Consider the following 18,813-nt stretch of genomic DNA (forward strand, 5'->3'; position numbering starts at 1 on the left):
CGGGGTCAGTTCGACCAGATAGATGTGGCCCAGTCGTCGAGATCCGCGACTACCTCTTCGGCGACGTGACCGAGGGTCTGGTACTCCGCTGGTGATCCTGGTCCTTCACCGGGCATGAACAGGTGGTTCAACCCGTCGTATCGTTCGAATTGGACGTTTTCTTGTCCCGATAACTCCTGCTCCCACCGGTCGATATCAGCCGCAGTTACCTGATAGTCGCGAGTCCCCCAAGCGACCAGGATGGGGACCGAGAGCGACCGGGCGGTTTCAAACGCGTCGTAGGCAGCGAGACTCTCCCAGTAGGCACGGCCTCCACCGAGAACTATCTCGTCGTCGCCGATATCGAGCTTGCGGATGCGGTTTACGGCTGCCGCGACGGCGTCCAACTGCGCCTGTTCATCCTCGGTGACCGTGCCGTCAAGTTCGACGAGATAGCGGGTCTGTTCGAGGACGAGCTCGGCGAGCGGGCGCCCCGGCGGGGCCAACATGATGACTCCTGCGGCACCTTCGATACGGTCGGCCACACGGGGGGCGAGTTTTGCGCCCAGGCTGTGCCCGACGATGATAGTGCGCTCGTTATCGAACCCTGGCATCGAACGAGTACGTTCGACTGCCGCGAGTGCGTCCGTAGTGTACTCGTCGTCGATTGTGAACGCTGTCGGGTCGACCTCACAGACGGCGGTTCGTTTGGTGAACCGAAGCGAGGACGTAGATTTGGTCGCAAGCCCGTATGCAAGGTCACGGTATGGTCGGTTCGGGCCAATCGAGCCGTCGAGGTCTGTCGGTCCGGACCCACCAAGGAACACCGCACTCGGCGGGGGCGTTGCACCCGGCTCTTCGAGCGCTTTCTCGGGGACAGTTGTTTCGGCAGGAAGGGTACAGCTGGCACCATTGTCGACGCTCAACTCAGAGGTCACGATAGCTTGGGCATCGACGTAGGTAGGCGGGCTCCAGGTCGCGTCACCGACAGGGACGAGCCGGAAGCCGAGGACGCGTGCCTGTTCGTCGAATATAACGAGCAGGCCCTGCTGGCCCTGTGCGAACCTTGAGGTGATGAGCACCGCAGTTCGTGACTGGACTGTCGTCCGGTTGCTCCCTTCGATACCAACGAATGCACCCTGCTGACGGATGAGTTCGGCCCAGATGGATTCGAGTTGGGCGGCGTCCACCTGGCTCGCCACATCCGGTGCGAACAGCTCGACCGCTCCTTCGTACTCGCCTGATGCGAGTCGGCTCACGAGTGTGCGAGCGACCTCGGCGAATGGCGGTTCTGTAGTGGTCGTCTTCGTCGTTGGCTCGGTTGTTGGCTGGGTCGTAGCGGCACCCGTCGTCGCAGTCTGATTCGGTGTCGAATCGTCGTTGCCGTCGGTACAACCTGCGAGGCCGATGACGGCACCCATTGCGATGCCACCGAGGAACTGTCGTCGCGTTCGAGCCCGGGTTGACGATCGGGAGGACTCAGTTCGAGGCATCTCCCTCGTAATAGATTGTCGCTGTCGGTCGGGAGTTGCTGTCGATTGCAAGGGACCAGTGTTTCAGTCCGGGTGAGCGGGACACCATACGCCAGCGTGGTCGTGACGACCCTAAGCCGTTTCCTGTAATCGGGGACACCTACGTTTGTTGCCAATTTTTCGAAAACGAGTCGTCTGTGATTACCGCAACGAGTTACAGTAATGCAGTCGACTGAAGTATATTTCTCCTGATATTTATCGTCTCGAGACTGCAACCGTGTTCTATGCGACAGTTACTCTCCAATCGAACCTTCGTCCGGCTGTTCGCTGGACGACTCGTCACGAACGCCGGCGACAGCCTTGCGGCGGTCGCAACGATGTGGCTCATCCACGAACTCGGCGGCTCGCCAGCGCTGACAGGGATCGCTGGTGCCTTGACCCTCGCTCCGAGCACCATCCAATTCGTCTTCGGGCCGCTGGTCGACCGGCTCCCCCTCCGTCGCGTCCTGTTATCGACACAGATCGCCCAATTAGTCGTGGTGCTCACGGTCCCAGTCGCATGGTCCCTGGGCGTCCTCTCGGTCTGGCTGGTTATGGCTATCGGCCCGCTCACAGCGCTGCTCAACCAGCCGGTGTACCCGGCGCAGAGCGCGGCACTTCCCCGCATCGTCGAGGCGGAGGACCTCACCGATGCGAACTCGGCGTTCGCATTCGCGCTCCAGGGATCAGATTCCGTACTGAATGCTATTGCGGGTGTTATTATCGCCGCTGTCGGTGGTATCGCAATCTTCGTCGTCGACGCAGTAACCTTCGCAATCGCCGCATTACTTTTCGCCAGACTCACGCTAGACGGAACAGTAGCCGATGCCGACCCGGACGGTACAGCAGCCACGGCTGTCAGCACCGACGGCGGGGCGGATGAGCAAACCGACGACTCGGCTCTCGACACTGATGGAGCCGAAGGGACCGATGAGGGGTCCCTAACCGCGTCAGTGTCTTCCTACTGGTCAGATCTTATCGAGGGGTTTTCGTTCGTACGGGGTACTGTCCTTCTCCACCTCGCATTCATCCCGACAATCGTCAACTTCCACGGAGGAATGAGCCTCGCGCTCATGCCCGCCTTCGCTGACACGCTCGGCGGTGCCACCGCCTATGGGACGTTGCTCGCTGTGATGGCCGGCGGCGGGCTGGTCGGGTCGCTCATCGCGAGCCCCGTTGATGGGGTTCGGTACGGGCTACTTGCCCCGACAGCACTTGCTATCAGTGGACTCGCGCTGCTTTGTGCGATACTCGTCCCGGGGCTGGTGCCGACTGCGGTGCTATTCTGTGTTGGAGTTCTGCCCATCGGCGTGCTGAATGTCCTGTCAAGTGCACTCATCCAGTCCGCGGTTCCCGAGGGGATGGTCGGCCGTGTTACCGCGCTCATGGTCTCCACCTCATCGATGGCAGCCCCGCTTGGTGCCGTCATCGGCGGGTCTCTCGCTGGGGTCTTCGGCGTAATCCCAGTCTTTGCCGCCGGGTCGCTCACGTTCTTCTTGGCCGCGCTGCACCACCTGATCGTTCCGTCCGTCCGAAAACTCCCCCCGGTTGCTGAGACACCGCGCATCACGAAGGAGTGACAGTTCGCTTACTGCAATGGGTTTCGGCGAGCGCTTTTCCCCTGCCACGCCGTTCGAACGGTATGGCTGTAGAAGACGACGGCACCGCTCGGGACGACCACACCACAGAAACGACACCTGAGATGGCCCCCGAGGAGGCGTTTGCCCTCGTGGGGCACGAGATGCGCTTTGCCATCCTTCGGGCGCTCTGGGACGCAGGCGAGGAGAGCCTCTCCTTCTCTGAACTCCGAACTGCCGTCGGGAACCCTGACGCTGGGAATTTCAACTATCACCTCCGCAAGCTACTTGGCCCGTTCGTGCAGAAACTTGAGAGCGAGGATGGCGGCTACGAACTCACCGTCGCCGCTGGATACGTCATGGGCGCCATCGAATCCGGAGGCTACCATCGGAGCGAGTCCGTCGGGCCCGTCCGGGTGGACGCTACATGCCCCGAGTGCGAAGGTGTCGTTGAGGCCCAGTACGAGGATGACAAGGGCCGTGTGGCGTGTGTCGACTGTGACCACCGGATGTTCAACGCGCCGATGCCACCAGGTGCGGTCGCACCCACCGACGCTGACGGCCTTGCGGAACTGTTCAACCGCTGGATCAGGGCCGTCGTCAGGCGCGTCAGTGCCCACATCTGCCCGGTGTGTGCGGGGCGGGTTAACGGCAGACTCGTCCTCGACGACGAGAACCCAGTCGGAGAGTTCCGCTGTGAGCAGTGTGATCGAACGGTGACCGCCGGTATCGCGGCGTGGCTCATCGAACACCCTGCACTCGTCCAGTTCTCGATGAACCACGAGGTTGATCCACGCAAAGCCCCGCTCTGGTCGACCCACTGGCAGCAAGCCGTCGAGACGGTCGTCGTGGAAACCGAGCCTCCCCTGGCCGTCGTCAGCATTACCATCGACGGGGACACCCTCGAGATCGTCGTGGATGACACAATGACAGTCGTCGAGACTCGCCGGCACTGGCAGTGATTCTCGGTGGCGAAGGGCAGTTCGACCGGGCTGTGCAGAAATTTCGGTTGCGCGTGACTTATCCAGATGCGACACCAGACGTCATTCACGATCGCACGTCAGCGTCGCCGGTAGACAGTAAGAACCAGTCGACAATCCGGTTTGTCGCCCGTCGGAGCGTGACGCTTGCAGTCGACTTGTCGACCTCAAGGGTCGCAGCGACATCAGCGAGCGTCGACTCGCGCGGAACCTCGTAGTACCCGTGGTGCAGCGCGGTCTCGAGAAACTCCCGTTGCCGAGGTGTGAGGACGTCTCCTGATGAGTCGCTGTGCACGACAGAGAGAAGGTCGTATTTGAGCGGACTCTCCTCGAGTCTGTCCCCGAGCGCATCGAACTGGTCTCTCGTTGCAGTGATATTGAACTCCATCACGCCGTTCTGGACGGTCAGCGGGAATTCGGGAGGAAGCGAGGTTTCTCCAAGGAACGTGAATAAGCCCTGTTCGGTGGTCTCATATTTCGTCAGCCCGCGTCCACCGTCGATGTATAGGCTTTCGAAGGAGACGATACTGTCGTGCGCTTCAAGATCATCCATTGCAGCATCGGGGTTCGGGCCGATTATTTCCCCAAGTTCGAGCGTTCGCTCTTCCAGTGGCGCGCCGGCAAGGAGTCTGAACGTAGTCTCAGGATGCATCTGCGAGAGGTCAGCAATCCAGATCTCGGCCGGGACCTCCATCCCGAATCGTGCCCTAATCATCTCTTGCCTCCAGAGAACTCGGGTCTGCTATCGATGTCAGCATTGCTACGATGTTTCATCGTCACCAAGGTTAACTATTGGTTCGAAATCGACGGGAAGCCGGCATATACTCCGAGGCCAGTACTCAAAGATTGAATCCGTTGTCGTCCGCCTTGCAGCTCCGTGACCGGGGTTTCAGTATTCAATGGTCGTCGTACCTCGGTACCAGATGGCAAGCGAGTACGCTGCACCCACGAAGACGACGAGGATGAGTGCGAGGAGGACTGCGAACGCGAGGTAGCCAAACAGCGGGTTCGCATAGGGTAGAATCACGTCTCCCGGCGGTTCCACTGCCCACGGGCTGAGGTGGAAGAACACGAGCATCCCACCACCAACTAGCATCACAAGCGACCAGTAGCGTTCGCCAGTCAGACCAGTGAGCGACCCGACGAATCCCGTAATCACGAGCGGATATATGAGAAGGCTGTACGTGAACGGGTTCACCGACGAGGTGATCGGCCACCCGACGTGGTTCCCCCGGATCACGTGGTCAATGTGGTGTGCAAGTCCCAGTAGGGTCGCGGCTGCAAAGATGACGTACGCGAGCGGCGGGAGGTTTCCGCTGAATCGTGACTCACCTGACGACTGTGATTCTGACATACCAGGTAGCAACACGTGGAGTACCCTCCCGGTTTATCCAACATGTTGGATTCGATTCTGAGCGGACTGCCAGTGCGTTCAACTGATTGCTCCGAGACCTCCGAAGGACCTCCACCCAAGCAACACGAGCCTCGGCAGTAAGGGGAAGAGCAGTCATCTCGCCCCGAGCCCAAGTCCGGATAGACGGTCGCAGACTGTAGCCGACTGCGTCCTAGCACTCAGCGATGACTAAGACTCTTGCCTGAACGACATCGGTTCTATCCCGATATCGTCGCGCTCACCGATAAACGAGGGTTAGGAACATCGCCACTTCACCGGCAAGCGTCGAGAGACTCAGGACCCAGAGGACAATCGCGTCGGAGATGCTGCCAGTGGACAGGAGGATTGCACTCAAGGGCGTCGGCAGGACGGCAAGCAGGAAGATACCGACAGCGAGCGACGCCATCGTGGGCGACCGATACCGTACCGCGGCTCTCAGTGCCTGGCCGGTGACGAACATCCCTATCGTAACGACGATGCTCACTCCGGCGAGAGCGATCGGTGACGGGCCGAACAGATTCCCGACTAGAGACGTGAGGAGGCCAATTGCGAGGGCTGCACTGACGACGGCAAGATCTGATCGAGTGATGTCGCGAACTAGTCGACCCGCCCTTGGGCGTGGATTGCCGTACATCGCGTAGAGGATGGCGAGTAGACCAGCCAACTGGAAGATCGACGGCGCAAGTTCACGGATGGCCGGAGAGATCGTGCCAGAAACGTAGAAACGGAATGGGAGCGGTGCCACCGCCACGAGGACGAGACCGACGACGAGTGCTCGCAGCGCTGAATCAGCCTGCCGACGGTATCGGTAGACAGCCAGACCCGCGGTGACGAGTGCGAGCAGGAACGAAATACCGAGAACAGCGATTATCACCATTGCTTGCCACTCGGCAATCGAGATGTTAGGGTCTGACTGCATCGTGGCAACGTTCTCGGTGAGGTGCAGGGGTGTCATGATCTCTTCAGGCGCTCGGTCAGGCGGTTCAGACGAGCGACCGCGTCGTCCTCGAACTCTTTTCGAACGAGTTCGATATGGAACCCATCCTCGTCCAGTTCGATAGAAACACGGTCCAGGCGTGCACGGTACATGTTGAAGTGGTGCCCATTCGGGTCGAGTTCCTGCGTCTCCGCGAGGAGGTCTAATTCGACCAGCTCCCTGATTCGCCGGTAGACGGTCGATCGAGACGAATCTGAGAAGGCAACGATGTCATCAGCGGACTGTGCTCTGCCGGCAGTCAATACGAGGACCTCTCTGGAGCACTGGTCCTCGAGGGCACCCACGACGGATACCATCTCTTCTGGCACGCTTTCGTCGGCATCCGCAGTGCGTTCTCCCCGTCCGCGAGAACCATCGGCCGTGCCGTCGTCACCGTCTCTCCCCATCGATCGTCGTCTCCGTCGTACAGGAGGACTCGTTGCCCGAGATAGATAACAATCCCGGGAGTCGACGGTGACAGATACTCCGTAAACGCAGTCCGCCATGCTCGGCGCAACTCCGTCGTCGAAAAGCTAGCTGGACATACTCACTCATCTGTGTCCTCTTTCCGTCGAGCGGAGAATGAACCCTCGTACCAGTGGCTGGCGTGGAGACTGAGGGAAAGTTTCAAGGGGTCGTTCCAGCGTGGCTGTGCCATCGATGTGAACCGCGAACAGTTCGGGAGAAACTTGGGTCACACGTGGTTGAATGGTTGTATTCGTTCTACGTCGAATTCATCCGTTAGGAATCAAAGAACTAATCGTTCTTGAATTCTTTTTGTGCATATGCAATCAGGAGCGTGTCAGTCAGGGCCCCGCTCATCGCAGGATATCCTCGAGAGGGCCTCCGACGATGGGTGACCAACAACACCAGATCGAAGGACGTGTCGAACCAGGGTTCGAACCAGTCAAAGAAGCCTTCGAGAAGAATTTCGAGGACCGTGACGAACTCGGAGCCGCCTGCGCCGTCAGCTATCAGGGAGAACTCGTCGTCGACATCTGGGGTGGATATAAAGACGTTGAACGGACCGATCCATGGACTGAGGACACGCTCGTACTCGTCTTCTCGACCACTAAAGGCATTGCCGCAGCGACAATCGCACACGCCCGGGCCGCTGGCCACATCTCTTACGATGCCCGTGTGGCTGAGCTCTGGCCTGCATTTGGCACCAACGGGAAGGAGGACATCACTGTCCGGCAGTTACTCGGCCATCAGGCAGGGCTCGCAGCGGTCAATCAGACCCTCACTGCGGATCGCCTGGAAGACAGAGAATGGCTCATGGAAACTCTCGCGCGCAAGCGCCCTGACTGGACGCCGGGCGCTCGGCACGGCTACCACGCCTGGACCTTGGGCTGGTACGAGAGCGAACTCCTCCGGCGATGTGACCCCCAGAGCCGGGCACTTCCGGAGTACTTCAGCGCCGAACTCGCCGACCCGCTGGATCTCGAATTCTACATCGGGATTCCAGACGAAATCGACGAGGGCCGAATCGCCGCTATCCAGGGGTTCGGAGCACGTGACCTGGTCGGTAATCTTACCGGGTTCCCCTGGAAGATGCTCCTTGCACTGGCGAACCCCCGCTCGATGGTGTCGAAGTCGATGAGTCCGTTCGACGTGTCGTCGCCCGCTGAACTGAACGACCCGCCGTACCGGTATCTCCAGATACCCGCTGGGAACGGTATCGGTGCTGTCCGCGACATCGCCCGCCTCTACGGCGCCCTCGCCACCGAGGCTGGCCCACCAGGATTCGACACGTCGACGATTGATGCGCTTGCGCAACCGGGTAATCCGCCGGCAGAGGGACCGCAAGACGTGATATTGAAGACTGAGACAGCGTACTCACTTGGCTTCTGGAAGCCATTCGAGGGATTCGACTTCGGGACTCCCGCAGCATTTGGTGCGCCCGGTGCCGGCGGATCGTTCGCATTTGCCGATCCAGCCAGAGAACTCGGGTTCGCATACGCGCCAAACCGGATGGGAGTCAGAGTCTGGGACGACCCCCGTGAGGTGGCACTCCGTGACGCCGTCAGTCTCTGTCTCGACGAACTTTGAAGGGGCAGTCGCATCTGGTTCAAAGGTCGCTGGGGGGTGCCCTACTTCACTTCAGTTGCAGTGACCCCTCTTGCGAACGCCTCGATTATGTAATCGCGGACCGCTGAATACCGCTCTTCGCCGATGTCGTCTCTGTGGAGGGCGACGTACGGTATCGCAGCGATAGCGGCGGCGACGGTTTCGGAATCGGGCCCCCAGATTCGCCCGGTTTCGAAAAACGGCTCGACGAACGTCTCGATGTACCCGATGTCGGCTTGCCGTTCCGCCTCACGTTCTGCAGGGGATTGGGACGACCTGAGCCGTCCGAGCTCGTCGTCAACGATGAGTTGGCGGATGAGCGGGTTCGACTCGATCTCGTCGACAATGTAGTTCAGAAGTTCAATCGTCATCCTGTATGGGTCGTCGATTTCGGGGATTCCCGCGGCACGCATCTCGTGGTAGACGTCTTCAGCAACCCGCTGAAGTACTGCGAGATAGAGTTCTTCCTTCGATTCAAAGAACTGATAAAACGTACTTGTGCCTATCCCGACCTCGTCGGTGAGTTCCGTGACCGTCGTCTTCGCGAGCCCGAAGCGCGCAAACAGCGTTTCACCAGCGTCCATGAGATCAGCCCTGATCTGTTCGCGTTCCTCGTCGGAGAAGCCTCTCATCTATGACCCTACGAATGGATATCTCCTATATTTTTGTGTTTCGGACCAACTGAAACGAGGGGGTCTGAGAGTTTCGGTCACCTGCAACCATGTGGCTTTCACAGCCCTCGGTGAGAGGGCCGTGTTAGCGTGAAGTTGAGAGCTGGCCGGGTCTGCAGGAAGACATTGGATCCACGTTATCCGGCGCTAAGTGCCACGATTGCGAGAATCGCGACGTTGTAGAAACCGTGTGCTACAATCGGTACGAACAGCGTCCCCGTGTATTCGTAGAGCGCTCCGAGTGCGAGAGAGATCCCGAATACGATACCAATCGACACGACGGCACCAGGGCCGGTATAGGCAGCGACGAGATGTGGGACAGCGAAGACGACGCCACCGAGGACGACTGCCGCGATGGGCCCGAACACTTCACGAAGCCGACCTTGAACAACACCGCGGAAGAGGATCTCCTCGCCAGGGGCGACAAACAGGATGCTGGTCACGGCCGCGACAACGTAGAGGCGAGGGTCGGATTCAGCGGCTGCGGTGAGAGTGTTCTCCCCAGTAGAAATATCGAGTGCAGCAACTGTCTGATGGAGGACTGCGCCGACACCAAGTACGACAAAGAACCCCATGATGGCGAACCGAGCGTCCGTCCACGTCGGTCGTCGAAATCGTACGAGTGGCCCTGCACCACGGGACCGGCGGTACTGCAAGTAGCCGAGCGAGACGCCGGTGAAGACACCGAAATTCACAAGCATCTTGTCGAGGACGTGGTCTACGAGAATCGGCTCAGACAGCGGGTCGAACGCGGCAACTGCCGTATCCACAGCCTCGGCCACACCCATCGCGAGGGTGACCGCGAGCGAAGCAATCGCGAGGGTGGTAGCTAGGACGGTGACGTTGTTTCGCACGGATGTCGTCGATTTTTTGTTACTTTTCCCAATCATAGTCCTCCTCGATTGCCGACCCAGTCGACCAGCGTGCGCTGTCCCATCCAGTATTCTTCCACGAGAAGAGGCGAGTGGTCCCGATACGGGGGACGTTTGGCAAGCATCTTCTGTACCTGTACGAGGGTATCGAGGAGTCCATCTGTGAAACTATTTCTCTGTCCGGTATAGATATATTTCACCAACATGTTGGAGCAATCTCAGGGGGATGGGTACCCAGTTCAGAGGTCACTTCGCTGGAAGCGCAGATACCCCAGGATCGATGGGACAAATACCCACACCGAGATGATTGCACCAGCAATCCAGTCGTTCAGATAGAACGGGACCGTGCTGGTTCCGAGCTGATCGGCGATAGACATCGATGCTGCTTCAACCGGGCGGATACGGAACAGTCCGCTTCCAACATTCACGTCGAGGGCGGCGCTGACGAGAATCAGATAGGAATCAGTCGGTGAGACGCGTTCGAGGAACAGGTACCATGCGGGCACCTCGATGCCGGGAATCGTCCCGGTGATCATGTAGTGGACACCCGCGAGAAGTGGGTGCCAGAACATAACGAGGATGAAGTACGCGCTGACGGCCGCTGCAAGGGCACGGCCACGAGACCGAAAGCTCGCGGAGATACCTACTGCAAGGCCGGTGAACGCGATTCCGAGTCCGACCGTTGCCAGCGCGAATGCCACGTATGCTACCAGTGGCACGTCACCGTAGAGGCCGAACGCCACGACCCCGGAGACGGTAAAGGCGATGACCACTGCGAGACTCACAACCGCCACTCTGCCGATGAGCTTCCCCAAGACGAACGCTTGACGGGTCACAGGGAACCCTAGCAGAAGTTTTAGACTCCCAGATTCGCGTTCTCCAACGATGGACATGTATCCCACAACAATCGCGGCGAGGGGCACGAGGAGAATCGATGGTAACGTAAGTGTGCTGAGAGCATCAGCTGTCGTCGCTTGCTCGACGTCGAGAAGCGCAAACAGGGAGACACCCAACACGGAAAGGAGAGTGAACACGGTCGTCAGAACCCACATCATTCTCGACCGTGTCGCGTCGCGGAAATCCTTCCCGGCGACTCCTAACATGCTCACGCGTGCTCACCTCCGGAGGTGGATGGACTGGCCGACAGCAGCGGGTCACTATGCATGGTAGCCCCCGAACCATCGATGGTCGCCGCGTAGAGGTCCTCAAGCGAGGCCGACGTAGTCTCGAAATCTTCAATCTGGGACCCAGCATCTCTGATGGCATCGAGAACGCGAATTTTCGTCGCGCCATCGGAACAACCGCAGATGACACGGTCGTCTTCAATGTTCACGGACGTGACTCCATCGACTGTCGATACGGTTTCGGCTTCGGGAACCGGTGTGACAGATACGGAGAGGGTAGCTGTCGACCCGATCCGGTCGCGTAACCCGTCCACTGTGTCGACAGCAAGTAATTTCCCCTGATCGATTATTGCGACGCGGTCACAGACAGCCTCCACCTGTGAGAGGTCGTGGCTCGAGAAGAACACAGTCGCGCCACGGTCGGCTTCTTCGCGGGCAATCTCACGGAGTGCCGTGATGCCCGTTGGGTCGAGACCACTCGATGGCTCGTCGAAAACCAGAACAGACGGCGAGCCCACGAGTGCCATGCCGAGGACAAGTCGCTGCGTCATCCCTTTCGAGAAGCCACCAGCATCTCGGTCTGCCGCGTCAGCTATGCCGACCCGCTTGAGGACCGTCATGGGGTCGTCTTCGGCGCCCTTGAACCGGATTGCCAGTTCGATGTGTTCGCGGGCCGTGAGTCGGTCATAGATGTCATATCCGTCCGGGAGTACACCGACGTGTTGCCTGACCGCACGTGATTCAGCGGTGGCGTCGTAGCCGAGGACTCGCACGGAACCAGCCGTCGGTTTTGCATAGTTCAGGAGCACATCGATTGTCGTGGACTTCCCGGCGCCATTGGGCCCAAGGAAGCCAAAGATCTCTCCCTCCGAAACCTCCAGCGAGAGGTCGTCGACGGCAACGGTGTCGCCGTACTCTTTCCGAAGGGAATTTATCTGGATTGCAGTCATCGACTTCCAGTAGCACTGGAGCAAAGGTGAATAGAGAACCACAGTCGCGGGGGCTGCCACCATGCAAAAAATATAAATATGTGCTTCTGCCGAAATCCTCGGCTGCTGATGTGTTGTTGAAGACCTGCTGGACACAGAGCGCGAATCTGCCAAGAAACCCATCACGGATTCGCTTGTCTGGAGTGTGAGACCCAGACGAAGTAGCTATCCTGAGGCGTTGCTCCCCGTCGAGAGGCGATCGATGACCATCCCGGTGGCGTATTCCACCAGACTGAACACGATGGCAAACAGGAGACCGAATTCGATGCCATATTCGATTCCACCGACTAACTCGGCGTGGGCACTCTCATACGCGTATCCTATAATTCTCGGGGGATTGTACCGGGTCCAGACTGGTGGCCACTACACTGGGCTGTAGCGGCTACAGTGCGCTGGACTCGACCGTTCAAGCCGTCACTCCGTCTCTCAGGGGTATGGACGAACCGTCCACCACGGCAACTGAACTGCAAGCGAAGACGAACGTAAGCGAACCCAGAGACCCCGATGTGACGGTGACCGTCGAGGTGCTCCGGACCGGGAGCGTCTCAATCGACCGGGCGTTGGCCTACGAGGAGGCGACCCGACACCCGATGCCGGAGACTGGCTGGTTCCGGCCGGCAGACGCCCGGCGCTGGGTGCCCGTCTCTGCCTACCTGTTGACACACCCGGAAGGGACGGTGCTCGTCGATACCGGCGGCACCGAGACCTCCGGACCGACGGCCGTGGCCATCTCGGGCTCATCCTCTCGTCGCTCCACGAAGCCCACCTCCCGCCTGGAGAGGCTGTTGACGAACAACTCACGGCCCATGGCATCGAGCCGGCCGATCTGGCCATCGTCGTCCTCACGCACCTCAACCCGGACCACGTCAGCGGGCTCGCCCACGTTGCCGACGCCCCGCGGATCCTGGTGAGCGAAGAGGTAATCGGTACCACCGCGCTCGCCGTGCGAACCACACACAGCCCGGATTCAGCAGCTACAACCGGAAATGACCTGCTGAAGTATACCGTGAAGCGCGCGCACCCTATTCAGGACGATACACCTGTCAACATCAGGGCATTCGAACAGGGCAACAAATGGGGTTCTGTTCTCTGTCGTCTTACGGGGCATTTCGATCGGTGCATTCGTTTTTGATATGGGTCGGTGGAGTTTTCAGACGAGTAATACATCATCAAGGGCACCGCGGATTGATTCCGTCGCACCGAGGCCGGTGAGGTGACCAACGAGCCACACGGTGGGGTCGACCGTTAGATAGGAACGCGACTGGACCTCGTAACGATTGAGGCAGTCGTAGAGTCCGAGCACAGGATGGACATGAGCGTGACTCCGATTGCGCCAATCGTCGGTGAAATTGAGACGCTCGCGGAGGTGATCAGGTCTCTCAACTGCGGCTGAGGCCGCGGGGACAGTCGTGAGGAAGATCTCTGCGTGTGCGGTCCCTGCCATCATCGGAACGTACGCATCGGCAGTATCGTACACTGTGTGATGACGGCCAGTCACGAACCCGCCGAGACTGTAGCCGGCAACGACAGTTCGGCCAGCGATCGCCTGACACAGCCGTTCGGTGAGCGTGACAGAGACGGCGATCATCGCGAGGTATCCCTGGAGCGTTCGACCGACACTCTGGACGCCGCCGAGTCGGTCGTGTCCAGGGGCACGAACGAGTATTAGATTCGCTGGGACGTTCGTTGGCTCGGGATATACATCGTCGAAGGTACTGGTATAGGGATACTCACCACCGCCGTGGTGCCAGATGAGGGTCGGTGCATCGAGCCCTCTCCAGTTCCGAATCGAGACCGCTGCTTGTTGGGGTCCAGATAACGTTTCGAGGGTCAGTTCTGTTGTGCCAGCCGTATCGAACACTGGCCAATCCGCCTCGATTGCACCGAGATGCTCGCCGAAGCTACTCGCATCGACGCCATCGCGAAAGTACTTGCGGTGCCACGTGAGTCCTCGGAGCACCCGAAGGAACACAGAGTCGAGGAACACGTGACGATTCAGGATCCTCCGCGGTGGTCGAGCACGAATCATCGGTCAACCCATGGGCTACCGTGGCGACAGGGAGCAGTGTACTCACGGTTTGACCCTGGATGCAAACGATGGTGGACGCTTGCGGTGGTTGGATGTCCTGCGGAAGTCGGCGGGCCTGTTTCTGGAGTGGCTATGCCCATACCCAGTTGAAAACACGAAAAACGATATTGTTTTCTATTCGGTCTTCATTGGTTGGTCTACAATGCTCGATGCGACCACTCGCTCAGCAAGTGACCCGGCAGATGGCGGGGCAGCGCCCGCCGTCACTGTGGAAAACCTCCGATTCACCTATCCCGGGAACGACGAACCGACGCTTCGCGGGCTGGATTTTCAGATTGGTACCGGCGAGGTTTTCGGCTTTCTCGGCCCCAGTGGAGCGGGAAAGAGTACCGCGCAAAAGGTTCTGATCGCACTCCTCGAAGACTACCAAGGGACTGCATCGGTACTCGGTCGCGAGGTCAGTGGCTGGGGTGGCGACTACTACCAGCGAATCGGTGTCTCGTCGGAAGCCCCTAACCAGTATCTCAAACTCACCGGTCGTGAGAACCTCGAGTTGTTCTCCTCGCTCTACGACAGGGAGACCAAGGACCCCGACGAGTTGCTCGCCATGGTCGGCCTCGATGATGCTGCGGACCAGCGTGTAGACGCGTACTCGAAGGGCATGCGGATGCGCCTCAACTTCATCCGCGGCATCATCCACAATCCCGATCTCCTGTTCCTCGACGAACCGACGTCCGGGCTCGACCCGACGAACGCTCGGAAGATCAAGGACATCGTCCGAGACCTCCAGGCGCGGGGTACGACAGTGTTCCTCACTACGCACGACATGACCGTGGCGGACGAACTCTGCGACCGTGTCGCGTTCATCGTCGACGGCGAAATTCCCGTCCTCGATTCTCCTGCTGCACTCAAAAAGGAACACGGCGCACCACTCGTACGCGTGGAGTACCGCGACGATGGTCTGATCGAATCTGCCCAGTTCGAGCTCGATGGAATCGGACAGAATGACGCGTTCGAAGCGCTCCTGGACGAGAAGCCTGTCGAGCGCATTCACTCCAGTGAAGCAACGCTCGAAGACGTCTTCATCGAGGTCACCGGACGGGAGCTGGTGTAGATGTCCGTTACCTCGATGTTACGATGGGATAGCCGACTCCAGTATCGGTACGGGTTCTATGCCGTCTACGCAGTCGTCACGGTTCTCTTTGCAGCCGGACTCAGTCTCCTCCCTGCGAACGTGCGGACCGAGACCCTCGTCATGGTGTTGTTCGCAGATCCCGGTTTTCTCGGGTTCTACTTCGTGGGTGCGCTAGTTCTCTTCGAGAAGAACGAAGGTGTTGTCCATGCCCTCGTAACCGCACCGCTGTCCGCTCGCGACTACCTCATCTCCAAAACGCTCTCATTATCGTTGATCGCCATCCTCGGTGCCACAACGATAACCGTCCTCGTCCATGGTCCCGGATTCAATCTGGTCTGGTTTCTCCTTGGACTCGGGCTCACGGCCGGGATGTTCGTCCTGATTGGATTCGTCGCAGTCGCTCGTTTCGACTCGCTCAATGCGTACTTCCTCACCGCTATTGTCTACCTGGTGCCGCTCTCGCTTCCCCTGCTTGACCACTTCGCCATCGTGGAATCCCCGGTCTTCTATGCGTTCCCAACACAGGCGTCGCTCGTCCTCATCGGTGCAGCCTTTGCTCCAACACCTGCCTGGGAACTCGCGTATGCCATTGGCTACCTGTCAGTCGGCACTGGAGTAGCCTACGCACTCGCACACAGGGCGTTCGTCGTTCACATCGTCCGGGGCACCAAGCAATCGTCGCGGAGTCGTGCCGAGCGGTCCTCCATCCTCTCCGGGAGAGAGTTCGGACCGATTACCAGTCTTGCGATCACTGACCTGCGAAACTGGATTCGGGACCCGCTCCTCCTGTATATCGGCCTGTCGCCGTTTATCATCGGCGCACTCGCACGCTTTGGCTTTGGCCCCCTCGACGCAGCTGTCGACTTCGTCGAGCTGGCCGCGTATGCTCCCGAGATCCTCGCAGCACTCGCATTCACACCCGCAGGCACGCTTGGGTTCGCTGCAGGCTTCTTCATGCTGGAAGACCGCGAGCAGGGCACATTGCGGGCACTCCGCACCACTCCCCTCACGGGCCGTGGGTACCTCGCGTACCGGGGCATCGTCTTCCTCGGGCTCTCGTTCCTCTCGACGCTGGTAATGATTCCCCTCGTCGACCTCGGTAGAGTACCAGTCGTCTGGTTCCTCGGAATCTCGCTCGTCATGGCGTTACAGACTGCGATTGCAGGACTTCTGATGTCGAGCCTTGCTTCCAATACGGTCGAAGGTGTCGGAGTGAGCAAACTACTTGGGTTTCTCATCATCGCACCCGTCGCTGCAATCGCACTCGTCGCGGAGCCAGCACAGTACGTCGCTGGCCTCTTCCCACCGTTCTGGGCGTCGAAAGCGTTGGTCGTCGTGATGAACGATGGTGCGAACGCGCTCGGATACCTCCTCGTCGGAGTCGTCTATCAGGTCGCCCTCGTCGGAATGCTCCTTCGAGTATTCCTCAGTCGAGCAGACTGACTTTGCATCGTTTCTGGACTGTATGTGAGAACGTATAAGCCGTGGATTTCGAAACGGTGTACACATGAGAGGGTTTTCGGACGAGGAACGCGACCGCATTCGAGCGAACCTTCGGTCTGTCGGTCGACGGCAGTTCACGAAATTCGGGCTCGAAAAGACCACGGTTAGCGACCTGACCGAGGACCTCTCCATCGGTCGGAGTACATTCTACCGGTTCTACGATTCGAAAGAAGAGCTCTATCTCGAACTCCTGGAGGCCGAGGGAGAGGCCGTCGCGGAGCGGATGGCTGCCGAAGGCATCGGGCAGGGTGAGGATCCTGAGGCCGTCGTCAAGGATTTCCTCGAATTCATCTTCCAGGAGATCGAGTCGAACAATCTACTCAGGGCAGTGCTCATCGAGGATGAACTTGACCGGCTCCGTGAATCACGAACCGAGGCAGAGCGGAAAGCAGACCGCCAGGAGGACATCGCTGTGATTCGTAGCTTCATCGACCCCTTCATCGAAGCGGGTCGTCTCCACGGAACCGACCCGACACTCGTGGCTCGGTCCATCGCGGCAATCCCGTATCTCTCGCTCCACGAAGCCGATATCGGTGAAGACCACTATCCTGAAGTTCGGGATTTTGTGATAGAGACTTTCGCGAGGGGGCTGGCAGTCGAAGACGGATCTACAGGCACTGAGGGCAGTCGATAACCACTCGTGGGGTGGCTCTATTTTTGAATACAGTGCCGATATCTGTGTGTTGTCCGTCTCCACATTCTAGTTACAGGTGGTCGGGGGTTTATCTCACCCCAGCTACCGCCATGGGATTTACAGGACATCCACCATATTCGACACGACAGGTTTTAAGCACTAAGGAACGACCGGATTTCGTCCCTGAGACGGGCTTGTGCGGCTGTTGAGAGGAAGTGTCGTTCGTTCTGGAATGTCAACGCCTTCGTATCCGCAGGCAGGTAGGGCGCCGCAGCCGCATGCAACCAGCTCGCCCTGAAGAAAGGATCGTGCTCCGCACCGACGAGCAGCGTCGGCGCGTCGAATGTTGCGAGTTCGGAAGGCGAGTCGGGGCCTGGGAATCCTGTTTTTGTGTCAGCGGTACGGAGAGCAGTTCCGACCGTCTCGCGGACGACTGGGGGTAGCGAACCGACTGCGTCAGTGAACAGTGGAGCGAGTGCTGCGGCCAACAGCCGTTCACTCGGCGCCACGCGGTATGCCAGCGACAGTGTGACGATTCGCAGAAGGTCGACGGTGAACGAGACGCCGAAGCCTGCCGGCACGACGAGCGCTGCGGCGTCGATTCGGCCGGGCACGTTGGCGGCGGCTTCGAGCAACACACCAGCCCCGTGGGATAGACCGACCATCGAAGCGGAATCGATGCCCATCTCGTCGAGCACGTCGGCCACCCACGGGCCAAACGCGGGAGGATGGGCCGTCTCCACGAGGCCAGGCTCACCGGGCGTGTCCGGTGCGACGAGGTGGTACTCGTCGGCTAGCGCCTCGACCCAGGCGAGCGTCACAGGATTCGTGACGTTCCCACCCTGAAACACTACGAGGGGAGGCGCACCGGCGTCTCCAACCGTGAGGACGTGCGTTGGGCCTGCCCGTGTTTCGACAGTTGTCTCGTTGACGGACTCTGTGAGTAGGTCGTCTCGCGCCCGCTGATACAGTGACGCGAAGGGATTCGTTCCCCCATCTCGACCGCTGAGTTCATTGTCTGTCATTCGATATCATTTGATTGGGGGCTATTCAACACGAGGTCTTCTTCAATAGCTGGCGATTAGAATGTTTACCCACCATGTTGGGTGACGGGCAGGGATACGACCGCCACTTCGACGGTACTTCAAGCATCGAATAGTCCTGTTAGCTGGACAGTCTTCTCCCACCCACCTCTCAGCAAGTCACTGGCCAGCTCCCGTACCATTGACGCGGAATCCTGTCTCACGTGGGTCCTCGGGGACCGTTTGCAACGAATTCCCGACCGGCGCTCAGCCATCGAAGATTCATGTTCCATCGGTTCGTTAATTACGATGAGCGTTCCATCCGAGTCGCGAACATGTGCGACGCGG

General features: G+C 59.3%; 19 protein-coding genes. 8 read left to right on the forward strand and 11 right to left on the reverse strand.

All coding sequences use genetic code 11. The annotated features are described in order from the left end of the window. Positions 1–5 precede the first annotated feature (5 nt). Positions 6–1,400 (reverse strand): alpha/beta fold hydrolase, encoded by a 1,395-nt coding sequence (locus tag NOV86_RS21740; protein WP_267643937.1) that lies wholly within the window; start codon positions 1,398–1,400, stop codon positions 6–8. Between the two features lie 335 nt (positions 1,401–1,735). Between NOV86_RS21740 and NOV86_RS21745 the strand changes: the two genes are divergently transcribed. Both NOV86_RS21745 and NOV86_RS21750 read left to right on the forward strand, forming a co-directional pair. Next, on the forward strand, positions 1,736–3,070 hold the full coding sequence (locus tag NOV86_RS21745) for an MFS transporter (protein ID WP_267643938.1): 1,335 nt from the start codon (positions 1,736–1,738) through the stop codon (positions 3,068–3,070). A 62-nt stretch (positions 3,071–3,132) separates the two neighbouring features. Further along, a complete protein-coding gene (locus NOV86_RS21750; protein WP_267643939.1) occupies positions 3,133–4,029 on the forward strand; it encodes a winged helix-turn-helix domain-containing protein in 897 nt (298 codons plus the stop codon). Positions 4,030–4,114: 85 nt separating this feature from the next. Here the strand turns inward: NOV86_RS21750 and NOV86_RS21755 are convergent, their stop codons facing one another. From NOV86_RS21755 to NOV86_RS21770, 4 genes are all read right to left on the reverse strand, one after another. Then, a complete protein-coding gene (locus NOV86_RS21755) occupies positions 4,115–4,762 on the reverse strand; it encodes a helix-turn-helix domain-containing protein (RefSeq protein ID WP_267643940.1) in 648 nt (215 codons plus the stop codon). Positions 4,763–4,936: 174 nt separating this feature from the next. Beyond that, entirely contained in the window at positions 4,937–5,401 is a 465-nt protein-coding gene (locus NOV86_RS21760; RefSeq protein WP_267643941.1) for a hypothetical protein, read from the reverse strand. Positions 5,402–5,678: 277 nt separating this feature from the next. Further along, positions 5,679–6,395, reverse strand: coding sequence for a hypothetical protein (locus tag NOV86_RS21765; RefSeq protein WP_267643942.1), 717 nt, complete (start codon positions 6,393–6,395; stop codon positions 5,679–5,681). Further along, positions 6,392–6,823, reverse strand: a complete 432-nt coding sequence (locus NOV86_RS21770) for an ArsR family transcriptional regulator (RefSeq protein ID WP_267643943.1) — start codon at positions 6,821–6,823, stop codon at positions 6,392–6,394. Before NOV86_RS21770 ends, NOV86_RS21765 begins: the two co-directional genes overlap by 4 nt. Before the next feature lie 445 nt (positions 6,824–7,268). Between NOV86_RS21770 and NOV86_RS21775 the strand changes: the two genes are divergently transcribed. Beyond that, a complete protein-coding gene (locus tag NOV86_RS21775; protein WP_267643944.1) occupies positions 7,269–8,468 on the forward strand; it encodes a serine hydrolase domain-containing protein in 1,200 nt (399 codons plus the stop codon). A 41-nt stretch (positions 8,469–8,509) separates the two neighbouring features. Here the strand turns inward: NOV86_RS21775 and NOV86_RS21780 are convergent, their stop codons facing one another. From NOV86_RS21780 to NOV86_RS21795, 4 genes are all read right to left on the reverse strand, one after another. Then, positions 8,510–9,118 carry a TetR/AcrR family transcriptional regulator gene (locus tag NOV86_RS21780; RefSeq protein ID WP_267643945.1) on the reverse strand — a complete coding sequence of 203 codons (609 nt, stop codon included), beginning with the start codon at positions 9,116–9,118 and terminating at the stop codon, positions 8,510–8,512. A gap of 176 nt (positions 9,119–9,294) precedes the next feature. Beyond that, positions 9,295–10,011: a CPBP family intramembrane glutamic endopeptidase gene (locus NOV86_RS23310; protein ID WP_267643946.1), complete on the reverse strand. Its 717-nt coding sequence runs from the start codon at positions 10,009–10,011 to the stop codon at positions 9,295–9,297. A gap of 257 nt (positions 10,012–10,268) precedes the next feature. Next, a complete protein-coding gene (locus NOV86_RS21790; protein WP_267644089.1) occupies positions 10,269–11,132 on the reverse strand; it encodes an ABC transporter permease in 864 nt (287 codons plus the stop codon). A gap of 2 nt (positions 11,133–11,134) precedes the next feature. After that, the gene (locus tag NOV86_RS21795; RefSeq protein ID WP_267643947.1) at positions 11,135–12,103 is read right to left on the reverse strand and encodes an ABC transporter ATP-binding protein; all 969 of its coding nucleotides are present in this window, start codon (positions 12,101–12,103) and stop codon (positions 11,135–11,137) included. A 473-nt stretch (positions 12,104–12,576) separates the two neighbouring features. Here NOV86_RS21795 and NOV86_RS21800 point away from each other — a divergent pair, with 473 nt between their 5' ends. Together NOV86_RS21800 and NOV86_RS23315 are read left to right on the forward strand one after the other, a co-directional pair. Next, complete coding sequence (locus tag NOV86_RS21800; protein ID WP_267643948.1) at positions 12,577–13,053, forward strand: MBL fold metallo-hydrolase; 477 nt, start codon at positions 12,577–12,579, stop codon at positions 13,051–13,053. Further along, on the forward strand, positions 12,975–13,274 hold the full coding sequence (locus NOV86_RS23315; protein ID WP_368408811.1) for a hypothetical protein: 300 nt from the start codon (positions 12,975–12,977) through the stop codon (positions 13,272–13,274). The genes NOV86_RS21800 and NOV86_RS23315 overlap by 79 nt, the downstream gene beginning before the upstream one ends. 18 nt (positions 13,275–13,292) lie before the next feature. Here the strand turns inward: NOV86_RS23315 and NOV86_RS21805 are convergent, their stop codons facing one another. Beyond that, a complete protein-coding gene (locus NOV86_RS21805) occupies positions 13,293–14,129 on the reverse strand; it encodes a hypothetical protein (RefSeq protein WP_267643949.1) in 837 nt (278 codons plus the stop codon). A gap of 244 nt (positions 14,130–14,373) precedes the next feature. Here NOV86_RS21805 and NOV86_RS21810 point away from each other — a divergent pair, with 244 nt between their 5' ends. From NOV86_RS21810 to NOV86_RS21820, 3 genes are all read left to right on the forward strand, one after another. Next, positions 14,374–15,285, forward strand: a complete 912-nt coding sequence (locus NOV86_RS21810; RefSeq protein ID WP_267643950.1) for an ABC transporter ATP-binding protein — start codon at positions 14,374–14,376, stop codon at positions 15,283–15,285. Further along, positions 15,286–16,749 carry a fluoroquinolone export ABC transporter permease subunit gene (locus NOV86_RS21815; RefSeq protein WP_267643951.1) on the forward strand — a complete coding sequence of 488 codons (1,464 nt, stop codon included), beginning with the start codon at positions 15,286–15,288 and terminating at the stop codon, positions 16,747–16,749. Positions 16,750–16,813: 64 nt separating this feature from the next. Further along, entirely contained in the window at positions 16,814–17,443 is a 630-nt protein-coding gene (locus tag NOV86_RS21820) for a TetR/AcrR family transcriptional regulator (RefSeq protein WP_267643952.1), read from the forward strand. A gap of 152 nt (positions 17,444–17,595) precedes the next feature. On the opposite strand, the gene NOV86_RS21825 is transcribed toward NOV86_RS21820, so the two are convergent. Beyond that, the gene (locus tag NOV86_RS21825; RefSeq protein WP_267643953.1) at positions 17,596–18,468 is read right to left on the reverse strand and encodes an alpha/beta fold hydrolase; all 873 of its coding nucleotides are present in this window, start codon (positions 18,466–18,468) and stop codon (positions 17,596–17,598) included. Positions 18,469–18,813 lie beyond the last annotated feature (345 nt).

The organism is Haloarchaeobius amylolyticus (assembly GCF_026616195.1).
GTDB lineage: Archaea > Halobacteriota > Halobacteria > Halobacteriales > Natrialbaceae > Haloarchaeobius > Haloarchaeobius amylolyticus.